The sequence below is a fragment of the Synechococcus sp. B60.1 genome (genome assembly GCF_047462555.1).
Classification (GTDB): domain Bacteria; phylum Cyanobacteriota; class Cyanobacteriia; order Thermostichales; family Thermostichaceae; genus Thermostichus.
Genome location: NZ_JANSJN010000010.1, coordinates 1 through 10,352, shown reverse-complemented (window position 1 = coordinate 10,352; position 10,352 = coordinate 1). Strand labels below are relative to the sequence as shown.

The window sequence follows — 10,352 nt, the reverse complement described above, 5'->3', positions numbered from 1 at the left end:
AGTCCTTGAGCGACTTGAGTCGCTCGCCAATGCCCCAATTCTAAGCAAAAACCCACCCCGGTGAAGGATCCGGACAGTGCTGTCAGTCAACAAGTAAGCGGAACCTTGAGACTGGGTTTCAAGGAACTGTCTAGGGGCGTCTTAAGAGTGCTTTTGCGAGTCTGTCTGTCGACTGTGTAAGAATCCCCCGACTAAAGTCGGGGGAGTGTCAATCGACGATGACATGCAAAGCTCAGCAGGGATCCCCAGAGGAAAAGGGGATCCCTCTACTTTTTGCGCCAAGCTGTAACTTGGCCGAGGCGCCCTGCACGCGGAGCCCTCTGGCAACGGTTCCTGCCTGGGTTGCCTGAGAGAAGGTTTCTGCTTTCCCAGATAGACTGGAGTCTATAGCCTTCATCGGAAAATTCGATTTTTGTCTATCCTGGTTTGCCGCTAGGATGCCTTTGAAGATTTTTTACAGGATCTCAGCTAGCGATGGGGTCAGGCAGGCTCCCTGGCCCTAAGGAGGAGTATGAGTTTGGACGGGCTGGTCAGAACCGCGTGGTTAATTCCCCTCTATGCGCTAGTGGCATGGCTGGGGGCGTTGATTTGGTCCCCTGGGATTACCCGGCGCACCGGCCCCCGACCAGCGGGCTATCTCAATGCGCTGCTGACCTTGGTGGCGTTTTTGCACAGTGTGGGGGCGCTGGTGGCAATTTGGGATCAGCCGGCGCAAGTGATTCGGCTGCCCTGGCTGCAGGTGGGGGATCTGGTATTGGAGCTGCCGCTGCAGGCCTCATCGCTAACGCTGGGGGCCTGCGCCGTGGTGACAGCGCTAAACCTGGTGGCCCAGATCTATGGGTTTGGCTACATGGAAATGGACTGGGGCTGGGCGCGGTTTTTCTCCTTGCTGGGCCTATTTGAGGGGGGGATGTGCGCTCTGGCCTTGTGCGACTCCCTGTTTTTTAGCTACGTCATCCTCGAAATCCTGACCTTGGGCACCTACCTGTTGGTGGGCTTTTGGTTTAACCAATCGCTGGTGGTAACAGGGGCGCGGGATGCTTTTCTGACCAAGCGCATTGGCGACCTGTTGCTCTTGATGGGGGTCATCGCCATCTACCCTCTGACGGGATCCTGGGAGTTTGAGGACTTGACGGCTTGGGCAAAGTCGGTGCAGGCAGGAGCTATCTCTGTAGATCCGACCTTGATCACTTTGGCAGGGCTGGGGTTGTTGGCCGGCCCAGTGGGCAAGTGTGCCCAGTTCCCGCTGCACCTGTGGCTGGATGAGGCGATGGAGGGGCCGATCCCGGCCTCGATCTTGCGCAACTCGGTGGTGGTGGGCACGGGAGCTTGGGTGTTGATTCGGCTGCAGCCGCTCTATGCTCTTTCTCCAACGGTGTTGCGAGTGATGCTGGTGATCGGGGGGCTGACAGCGGTGGGGGGAGCCTTCGTGGCTCTGGCCCAAATTGATGCCAAGCGGGCCTTGTCCTATCTGGTGAGCGCCTACATGGGCTTGATCTTTGTAGCAGTGGGCACAGGACACACCCAACAGGCCTACCAACTGCTGCTTACCTATGCGCCGGCGATGGCCTTGCTGGTGATGGCGCTGGGTATGGTGATCTGGAACAGCATTACCCAGGATCTGCGCTACCTGGGGGGCTTGTGGTCGCGGCGGCCCATCTCCGGCCTGTGCTTTTTGACGGGGATGGCCGGCATGGTGGCTCTGCCGCCTTTTGGCTCCTTCTGGGTGTTGACAGATTTGTGGCAGCAGTTGGCGCAATCGGGGCAGGTGCTGTGGGCGGCAGTGGTGCTGGTTACCAATGCGGTGACGGCGCTGGGGCTGACGCGGGTCTTCGGCCTGGTTTGGGGGGGTAAGCCGCAGCAGATGAGCGAGCGTTCCCCAGAGGTGCATTGGCCAATGATGTTGCCCAGCACAGTCACCATGGGAGTGGCGCTGCACATGCCTATAATCCTGGCGGCGCTGGATCTCATTCCCACCCTAGAAGGGATCCCCGTTGGAGTGATGACGGGATCCAGCTTGGCGGGCATCGCCTTGGGAGCCTGGCTGTACCTACCGCGGGAGCGGCGGCCGGTGGACTGGGCTTTCTTGGCTGACTGGCAGGATCTGCTGGCCAACGACTTCTACACTCCCAAGCTCTACCGAGCCAGTGTGGTGTTTTTGGTGCGCATCATCTCTGATGTCACGGCTCTCTTTGATCGCTACGTGGTGGACGGCTTGGTGAATTTGACCAGCTTGGTGGTGCTGGCAGGCGGCCAAGTCCTGAAATACACCACCTCCGGCCAGTTGCAGGCCTATGTGCTGACCATTGTGGTGGGGGTGGCCCTGCTGGGTTGGTGGTTTTCTAGGCTTGGGTAGATCGAGGGGGTAGAAACCATGCTGAGTGCCTTGATTGTGTTGCCGATCTTGGGATCCCTGCTCCTGTTCCTGGGCTTGGGAGGGCGAAAGCTGGCGGTGGTCTTGGCCGCGATCCCGCTGGCCATCTCCCTGTTCCTATTTACCCGCTTCGACTTGCAGGCGACCGGCTTGCAGTGGGAGCAGCGGTGGGATTGGATCCCGCCAATTGGGCTGAGCTACTCCCTGGGCTTGGATGGGCTGTCTTTGTTGATGGTGGCCCTGAACGGGCTGCTCACCCTCATCGCCATTCTGACGGCGGAGCCGGAAGTGAAGCGGCCCAATCTCTTTTACGGCTGCATTTTGCTCATGAGCGGGTCGGTCAACGGGGCTTTTGCCGCTCAGAACCTGCTCTTGTTTTTCCTCTTTTACGAGCTGGTGCTGATCCCGATTTACCTGCTTATTTCCATCTGGGGCAGCCCCAAGCGGGATTACGCCGCCATCAAGTTTTTGATTTACACCGCTGTCTCTGCCATCTTCCTGTTGGGGGCGTTTTTGGCCATCTACTGGCTAGGGGATCCCCATACCTTTGAGCTGGCCGAGATTCGCATTAGCTCTCTGGGCCCTGCTGCCCAAACCCTGACACTCTTGGCGTTGATTGTGGCTTTTGGCATCAAGATGCCGCTGGTGCCTCTCCACACCTGGCTGCCCGACGCCTACGGCGAGTCTTCGCCGCCGGTGGCGATCCTGCTGGGTGGGGTGCTCTCCAAGTTGGGTACCTATGGTCTGTTTCGCTTTGGGCTGCAGTTGTTTCCCCAAGCTTGGGCCGATCTGGGCGAGATCCTGGCCTGGTGGGGGGCCATTGCTGTGCTGTCGGGAGCTTTGGCAGCCATCGCCCAAAAAGACATCAAGCGCATGGTGGCCTACAGCTCCATTGGCCATATGGGCTATATCCTGCTGGGCATGGCGGCGGCCACACCGATTAGCCTGACGGGGGCGATGGTGCAGATGATCTCCCACGGCCTGATTTTGGCGCTGCTGTTTGATCTGGTGGGCCTGGTGGAGCGCAAGGTGGGAACGCGGGATCTGGACGTGCTCAACGGCCTGCTCAATCCCCTGCGCGGCCTGCCCACCGTGAGTGCCCTGCTGATTTTGGGCGGCATGGCCAGCGCCGGGATCCCGGGCTTGGTGGGCTTTGTGGCGGAGTTTTTGATCTTCCAGGGCAGCTACCAGGATTTTCCCTTGCCCACCTTAATCAGCATCTGCGGCACCGGCTTGACGGCGGTGTATTTTGTAATCCTGCTCAACCGCACCTGCTTCGGCAAATTGGACAACCGCACCGCCTACTACCCGCGGGTGCAAGGTTGGGAGCGGATCCCGGGCTTTATCTTAACTGCCTTGATCGTCTGGTTTGGGATCCAGCCTATGAACCTGGTGAAATGGCCGCAACCGTTGGCGTTTACTCTATCCACCCAGGTGGCTCAGGCCCAAACCCTCATCCTGGCCTCAGCCGGTGACTTTGCCCATTCTCCCTAGGTCACCTTCTCGGGAGGCGATCAAAGCAATCGGAGAACTTCCAGGAAGCGTCCAAGACCGAATTGAGATCTCGACGGATGGCCGCAAGGATCCAGAGCTTTTGAAGAGTTGGAGACTTCTTCCATGACGACAACCCTCACAACCCGCAAGCTTCCCCCTTCTACCCACCCTTTTGCGGATGTAGTCCACCGCCTCGAAGCGGGGGGATCCATGCTGCCGGATACGCCGGAAAACCTGATGCAAATTATCGGCCTTTACAAAGCCTATGCGGTGCCGATGGACTTCTACTGGCGGGATCTGCTCTACATTGCCGAGCAGGTGTTTGTGGATCCCTTGCCCTTTTTTAAGTACATCATTCCCGAAGAATACCTAAAGCTGGCCAATCACTACGCGGGAGATAATGCCGATTTGCGCATTTGGCGCGGCCCCGCCACGGCCCACCCGGAACTTCTGGAGTTCATGGAAAAAGGGGAGCTCAAGCGCAAGCTGCCGCGGATTTTGCATCACCTCTGGCATGACCGCATCAACATGGAATTTGCCGAAGAATGTATGCGGGCCATGCTCTGGCACCGGGATATGGGGGGCCTGTTGGATCCCTACATGGATTCGGAAGAGTACAAGCAAAATGCCGACCGCGCCATCCGCGCCTACTGTCAGGGTAATCCTCTCTTGACCGGCCTGTACAAGCTCTTTCCAGACATGTTTCTGGAACTCTGCCGCCAGGCCACCATGTATTCGGTGCTGGGCCTGTTTTGGGAGGTGATGGCTCCCGTCTTTTTTGAGATGAGCGATCTCTATGACGAGGGCAAAATCACCAGCGTGCCGGAGGCAATGAACTTTTTGGTCAACGGAATCTTCGCCATTGCCGGGCGGCCCATCTACCACCGGGTGCGCATTCGCGGAGAATGGTACGATATTGTGCCCAAATCCAAGGGATTTACCTGGCTCTACGAGGCGGCTTTCCCCTACGTAGAGGCCGTGTTCTATCGCACCTCTCCCTTCCGCGGCACCAAGTCCTACAACGCCCAGGCCAACGAAGTTCCCACCAACCAGTTGGACTTCCACTATGGGATCCTCTACGCCGACAAGTTTCCGGTGGCCACTGCTGGGATCCCGCCGACGCTTTTGCACCAGGATATGTACCACTTTTTGCCCCAGTATTTGGTGGAGTATTACCGCAAGCATTGCCGCGGTGAAGATGACATGCTGATCCAGCTTGGGATCAGCTTCCAGCGCTCCATGTACAACGTTACCTCAGCCGTGATCCAGGCGGGGAGGGCAGCTTTTCTCTATCCTTTGGACGATCCCAATCCGCGGCATTTGATGATGAACCGCCGTTATTTTGAGGGACAACTCAATCGCTTCACCCGACCAGAATACGGGATCCGAGAAGCAGCCCGCCTGGCCTACATTCAGGATCAGAACTATCGCTAGCCGACTTCAAGTGCCAGGCATTGACCCTTCCCCTTCTCGATTGTGTTCAGGCTAGGTAGCTCTGCAACTGCCTCTTTCTTTGGCTTTCCTATCATCCCAACTTTCAGAAAATAAGGATCTCGGCCATGCCTGATATTGTCGATATTGCCGTTTCTGCTGAGGGTTTCTCCACCCTAGTTACAGCCGTGAAAGCGGCAAACTTGGTGGATACTCTGAAAGGCCCCGGCCCCTTTACGGTTTTCGCCCCCACGGATGCAGCTTTCGCCAAGTTGCCCCCCGGCACCATTACCACCCTGGTGCAAAATATCCCCCAACTGACCCGCATCTTGTGTTACCACGTGGTGCCCGGTCGCCTGAAAAAGGCGGATCTGGCTAAGTATCGAAGTGTAGGCTCCGTGGAGGGATCCCCCATCGATCTGTTTATCGAAGGGGATGTGTTTGAAGTGAACAATGCCACCGTTATCCAGGCGGATATCGAAGCCGACAACGGCATCATTCACGTCATCGACACCGTGATCCTGATGCGCCCCCACTGGTTCTGGCCGATCATGCTCTCGGGAGAAACAGGGAAAAGCGAGGGCCAAAGCTTTGCTAGCGACCGCAGAGTCGATACACCGGCAAGGTGAAATGAAAACTGCTGCCCTTGCCCAGGATCGATTCCACCCAAATCTGGCCATAGTGGGCACGCACAATGCGACGGCAAAGGGAAAGGCCGATGCCATAGCCTTCCTGCTGTTGGTCGCGGGATAGGCGCACCGCATCGGAGAAGATGTTCTCTTGGTCGGCTTCCGGGATCCCAGGGCCGGTGTCGCTGACGGTCACCTGTACCTTTTGGCTGGTGCGGTGGAGGATGTTGAGGCGGATGGATCCCCCGGCGGGAGTGTACTTGATGGCATTGTCCAACAGGTTGAAAATAACCTGGCGGATCTTGTCGGGATCCACGTGAACTGTGGGCAGATCCACCGGAATATCGGCTTGAAACTGCAATTGCTTGGCTTGGATGCGAGGCAGTAGCTCCTCGATCACTGGCTGGCATAGGCTGGCCAACTGAGTTTCCACGGCTCGAATCCGCAGCTCCGAGGCACTGCCACGGGCCGACTCAAGAATGTCGGTGATCATGCTGTCCATCTTGCGCAATTGCTGGCGGGCATGCTCGAACAACTGCCGCTCCACCGCCTTGTCCAGGGATCCCTCTCGCCCTTGCTGTAGGGTTTCGACCGCCAGGGCTGTAGCCGTCAGGGGGCTGCGCAAATCGTGAACCAGCATGGCCAGAACGCGGTCTTTGAAGTCCAACTGCTCCCGCAGTTGGGCGCGCTCCTGGCGCAGCGAAAACACCTCTTCCGACATTTGCAACAACGCCTCGGTGGTTGGGGGAGGAGCAGGATCTTGACCCGCCTCTTCCTGGTGGGAAACCAAAGCCGCCTGACCCTGCCAGCGGGGCCACCACACTTCCAACTGCGTCGCCAGATCTTCGCCTGCCAAGACCTGAGCCGGCAGAGGCTCCGCTTTCACCAAGGCTGGCGTCACCACTAACTTGTAGTGCTCTGCTAGGTAGGGGTGCTCCTCCAGCGGTACCACCTTCAGATGGGCAGGATACTGGCCGGGCAGCCCCTGGATGTGCCGACGCAATTGCTCCGCCAGTTCCTCGATATTGGCTCGACCCTGAGCAAACAACAGTAAACGAATGCCAGAGCGGGTGGAGGTGCGATCTAGCGAAGTTTGCATAGGCCAAAGTCCCAAGGGCCAAAGATGAAGTCTGCAGCAGAGGTTGCCGCCGACAAAACCGGGATCCCTCGCTGCCTGTTCTTTACCTTCCTAACACTTGGGAAAAGTTTAGGAGGGAACATCAAAGGGAGTAAACTCAGTGAAACAGGTAGGCTAGCCCTACCAACACTGCCAGCAACCCTGCTGTTGTCAGGGTGAAGTGCAGGAGAGAGGTTTTGCCTTTACGTACCATGTTGCGCATGGCCAGGCGGGTATAGCTCACCTGAGGCGAGGATCCCTCCTCAACGGAGGTGGAGCTGACAGGAGAGGGCTGTGACATCGGGATGGCCGGAACAAAAGCTGAGCACTACCTTTAACCTAGCTCAATCCGCCCATGTTGTTGATAAATACCCCCCCTGCCTCCCAGAGCCCTGGCTCAGTCAAAGTGGCAAGGGATCCGCAGGCACTGCTGCAACAGCTCCTGGTAATCCCGTCCGTCCATGAGAAAAGCCCCAAAGCGAGCCAGGTGCGGGCTCATCAACTGGGCATCGAAGAGACGAAAGCCCCGCGCCCGCAGGTGTTCCACCAGCTTGACCAGCGCCACCTTCGAAGCGTTGGGAATGCGGTAAAACATGGATTCGCCGATAAAGGCTGCCCCCAAAGCAATGCCCAGGATCCCGCCTGCTAAGGTGTCTCCCTGCCAGGTCTCAAAGCTGTGGGCAAACCCCGCCCGGTGCAGGGCAAGGTAGATCTGCTTTAACTGCGGGCTAATCCAGGTTTTCGGACGAGCAGCGCAGCCCTCCACCACCTGCTCAAAAGCACGGTTGATCCGCACCTGAAAGCAACCGCTGCGCAGCAAAGGCCGCAGCGAACGGGGACAGTGAAACCGCTCGTCCAAAGGGATTAGTGCGTGCTGCTCAGTGCCATACCAGGCCAGGGATCCCGTTTCTTCGTCTGCCATCAGGAAGTAGCCCTGGGCATATCCGGCCAGAATAGCGCCTATGTCCATGGGCCTCCCTCAAGATTGCCATTCCGGCGAGAGGCTGGCGAAATCCCCCGCCTCGACCTTGGGGTGGCAATCCACGCAGCTGCTTACTCGCACTGGCGTAGGAAAGTCCACTTGCGGGTGCAAAGCGCGGAAGTAGCGAGACTCAGCCAGGCGATAGGGCACCGGTTCCCCTTGGCGCAGGGGACGGGAATTAGGCCGCAAATAGCCCCAAGCCAGTTGTAAAGCCACGCCGGTCAAGGGCTGGATCTGCTGGCCGTAGTGGCCGGGATCCTGTAGCAGCCGTCGCCAGGTTTCGGTGGGTAACACCTGAGCGGGCAGCGCCACATGGCAAGTGCCGCAACTGCGCACGTATTGGGCCTGCTCCAACTGGGCCTGGGTGAGGCCCTGCTGCGCTTGCGTCAGGGATCCCATCCATCCGACCAGAAGGACGATCAGGCCAAAAAGCCAAAATCGCCGCTGTCGCTTTCCCAAGGGAGCCATGCTCTCAGACCAAGGTCAATGCCTTCCCAATCTAGACCAGCCTGCGAAAGATCCAGGCCCAGTTCCTGGAATTGGCTTGGCCTATCTTTGCAGAAACTCCAGAAAATCCCCCCCACCCATTGGGGATCCCCTGCCCCATCGCAGCATTTCTTGGCGCATCTCTCGCGTCGGCTGGGTCTAAAATAGCGGGGCTGCGGACTTTCCCTCGAGTTGTTCGTATGGACCTGCCTAACCTACTCTGGCCAGACCCCGGCGAGATCCCGGCTCCGCCCCAGCCGGGGATCCTGGGCATCTTGGCTTCCGGCAACGGCAGCAACTTCGAGGCCATCGCCCAAGCCATCGATGCCGGCGAGCTACGGGCGCAAATTGCCGTCGTGATCACCAACAATCCAGACGCCTACGTGCGGCAGCGGGCGCAGCGAAGAGGGATCCCTTGTATTCTGCTCAACCATCGGCACTATTCCAGCCGGGAGGCGCTGGACATGGCCATCTTGCAAGTGCTCCAGGAGCATCAGGTGGAGTGGGTGATTATGGCCGGCTGGATGCGCTTGGTGACCCAGGTGTTGCTGTCCGCCTACCCGGAGCGGGTTTTAAACCTCCACCCCAGCCTCTTGCCCAGCTTCAAGGGCCTGCGGGCCGTGGAGCAGGCGCTGGAGTACGGCGTGAAAATCACCGGCTGTACCGTCCACCGGGTTACGTTGGAAATGGATAGCGGCCCCATCGTGGCGCAAGCAGCCGTACCGGTTCTGCCGGAAGATACGGTGGAATCCCTTTACCGGCGCATCCAGGCCCAGGAACACCGCCTCTACCCGCTGGCCATCCGCCTCTGCCTGGCCGAGGGATCCCGCCTCCCCAAGTTCTCGGAGAAGCGGCACAATTGAGGGTGAGCCCGCTGCTGGCGCCCCCTATGGCCGAAATCTCGCCGTTGCTCGTTTTCGACAGTCCTGCGATCCTGGCCGGTCGCCCGGCTCTATGGCAGGAATGGGCCCGTTTTGGGGTGTGTGTGCTGCCCCAGGCGGTGATGGCGGAGCTAGAACGCCTGACCCGACAGGCTATCGTTCCCGCAGAAGAATCGACAGCGCGCGCCTTCTTGCGCCACTGGCCGAGTTTGGGATTTGCCGTCTCAGAAGCCCGCGCCTTAGTGGGCGAAGCCAACACCGGCAAGCAGTCGCTGCGAGTCCGCCTGGAGCAGGCCATTGCCGAGTGCGCCTATGCCCTGGCTCAACAGCAGCCGGGATCCCTGGTGGTGGTGGTGAGCAACGACCGGCCCTTGGTCGAGCGAGTGCAGGAGCTGGGCCTTGCCAACCTCTGTGCTATCTCTCTGGCCGAGCTCAACCGGTGGATACGCCAGCGCCAGCGCCCCCAGGCCGTGGTTATGGCTTGGAGGCGGCTGCCAGGGCCTCCCATTCCCGCTACTCCGTTGCGTCCCTCCCCAACTTCTGCAAAACCACCCTCCCCCGCCCAAAAGGGATCCCAAGCTGTTCAACGCAGATCTCCGGTTGGATTCGCCTCCAAAAGTGTGCAAAACTCGCTGGCGCTGCTGTTGGCTTTGGCTTTCTTCTCGGCAGCAGGGTTGCTGGCCTGGCGTTTGCTGGATCCCGCAGGGAGCGAAGGGATCTGGCGGCGGCTGCCCCTGTCTCGGATCCCTTGGCTGCGCGATCTCTAGCCGCTTTGGCCGAAAGAGCCCCGGCAGGCCTATGCTAGGATGAGAGCTTGCTAAAAACCCGGATCCCGACCCATGACGGAAACGGCTGACCTTTGGCCCCAGCTCTTGGGCCAACTGCTGGAGCGGCAATCCCTCAGCGAGGCCCAGGCGGAGCAGCTTATGAACGGCTGGTTGCACAACCAAGTGCCGGA

10 protein-coding genes are annotated in these 10,352 nt (G+C 59.1%); 6 read left to right on the top strand and 4 right to left on the bottom strand.

Features of this window, described 5'->3' with window-relative positions; translation table 11 throughout:
• Positions 1–511: 511 nt before the first annotated feature.
• From NW863_RS02035 to NW863_RS02020, 4 genes are all read left to right on the top strand, one after another.
• Complete coding sequence (locus tag NW863_RS02035) at positions 512–2,356, top strand: NAD(P)H-quinone oxidoreductase subunit F (protein ID WP_414364099.1); 1,845 nt, start codon at positions 512–514, stop codon at positions 2,354–2,356.
• A gap of 18 nt (positions 2,357–2,374) precedes the next feature.
• On the top strand, positions 2,375–3,868 hold the full coding sequence (locus tag NW863_RS02030; protein ID WP_414364098.1) for an NADH-quinone oxidoreductase subunit M: 1,494 nt from the start codon (positions 2,375–2,377) through the stop codon (positions 3,866–3,868).
• A gap of 123 nt (positions 3,869–3,991) precedes the next feature.
• The gene (locus tag NW863_RS02025; RefSeq protein WP_414364097.1) at positions 3,992–5,302 is read left to right on the top strand and encodes a CO2 hydration protein; all 1,311 of its coding nucleotides are present in this window, start codon (positions 3,992–3,994) and stop codon (positions 5,300–5,302) included.
• 125 nt (positions 5,303–5,427) lie between these two features.
• Entirely contained in the window at positions 5,428–5,928 is a 501-nt protein-coding gene (locus tag NW863_RS02020) for a fasciclin domain-containing protein (protein WP_414364096.1), read from the top strand.
• Here the strand turns inward: NW863_RS02020 and NW863_RS02015 are convergent.
• The 4 genes from NW863_RS02015 to NW863_RS02000 form a co-directional block, all read right to left on the bottom strand.
• The gene (locus NW863_RS02015) at positions 5,894–7,027 is read right to left on the bottom strand and encodes a histidine kinase (RefSeq protein ID WP_414364095.1); all 1,134 of its coding nucleotides are present in this window, start codon (positions 7,025–7,027) and stop codon (positions 5,894–5,896) included. The two genes, NW863_RS02020 and NW863_RS02015, sit on opposite strands and share 35 nt — an antisense overlap.
• 136 nt (positions 7,028–7,163) lie before the next feature.
• A complete protein-coding gene (locus tag NW863_RS02010; RefSeq protein WP_414364094.1) occupies positions 7,164–7,346 on the bottom strand; it encodes a DUF3285 domain-containing protein in 183 nt (60 codons plus the stop codon).
• A 96-nt stretch (positions 7,347–7,442) separates the two neighbouring features.
• Positions 7,443–8,015, bottom strand: a complete 573-nt coding sequence (aat, locus tag NW863_RS02005; protein WP_414364093.1) for a leucyl/phenylalanyl-tRNA--protein transferase — start codon at positions 8,013–8,015, stop codon at positions 7,443–7,445.
• Between the two features lie 9 nt (positions 8,016–8,024).
• Positions 8,025–8,495 carry a hypothetical protein gene (locus NW863_RS02000; protein WP_414364092.1) on the bottom strand — a complete coding sequence of 157 codons (471 nt, stop codon included), beginning with the start codon at positions 8,493–8,495 and terminating at the stop codon, positions 8,025–8,027.
• A 218-nt stretch (positions 8,496–8,713) separates the two neighbouring features.
• Here NW863_RS02000 and purN point away from each other — a divergent pair, with 218 nt between their 5' ends.
• On the top strand, positions 8,714–9,376 hold the full coding sequence (gene purN / locus NW863_RS01995; RefSeq protein WP_414364091.1) for a phosphoribosylglycinamide formyltransferase: 663 nt from the start codon (positions 8,714–8,716) through the stop codon (positions 9,374–9,376).
• Positions 9,377–9,402: 26 nt separating this feature from the next.
• A complete protein-coding gene (locus NW863_RS01990) occupies positions 9,403–10,161 on the top strand; it encodes a PIN domain-containing protein (RefSeq protein ID WP_414364090.1) in 759 nt (252 codons plus the stop codon).
• Positions 10,162–10,352: the final 191 nt, after the last annotated feature.

Excerpts from the sequence above, each read along its gene's own strand:
- NW863_RS02035 (WP_414364099.1), top strand. The coding sequence starts at position 512 with ATGAGTTTGGACGGGCTGGTCAGAACCGCGTGGTTAATTCCCCTCTAT.
- NW863_RS02030 (WP_414364098.1), top strand. The coding sequence starts at position 2,375 with ATGCTGAGTGCCTTGATTGTGTTGCCGATCTTGGGATCCCTGCTCCTG.
- NW863_RS02025 (WP_414364097.1), top strand. The coding sequence starts at position 3,992 with ATGACGACAACCCTCACAACCCGCAAGCTTCCCCCTTCTACCCACCCT.
- NW863_RS02020 (WP_414364096.1), top strand. The coding sequence starts at position 5,428 with ATGCCTGATATTGTCGATATTGCCGTTTCTGCTGAGGGTTTCTCCACC.
- NW863_RS02015 (WP_414364095.1), bottom strand. The coding sequence starts at position 7,027 with ATGCAAACTTCGCTAGATCGCACCTCCACCCGCTCTGGCATTCGTTTA.
- NW863_RS02010 (WP_414364094.1), bottom strand. The coding sequence starts at position 7,346 with ATGTCACAGCCCTCTCCTGTCAGCTCCACCTCCGTTGAGGAGGGATCC.
- aat (WP_414364093.1), bottom strand. The coding sequence starts at position 8,015 with ATGGACATAGGCGCTATTCTGGCCGGATATGCCCAGGGCTACTTCCTG.
- NW863_RS02000 (WP_414364092.1), bottom strand. The coding sequence starts at position 8,495 with ATGGCTCCCTTGGGAAAGCGACAGCGGCGATTTTGGCTTTTTGGCCTG.
- purN (WP_414364091.1), top strand. The coding sequence starts at position 8,714 with ATGGACCTGCCTAACCTACTCTGGCCAGACCCCGGCGAGATCCCGGCT.
- NW863_RS01990 (WP_414364090.1), top strand. The coding sequence starts at position 9,403 with ATGGCCGAAATCTCGCCGTTGCTCGTTTTCGACAGTCCTGCGATCCTG.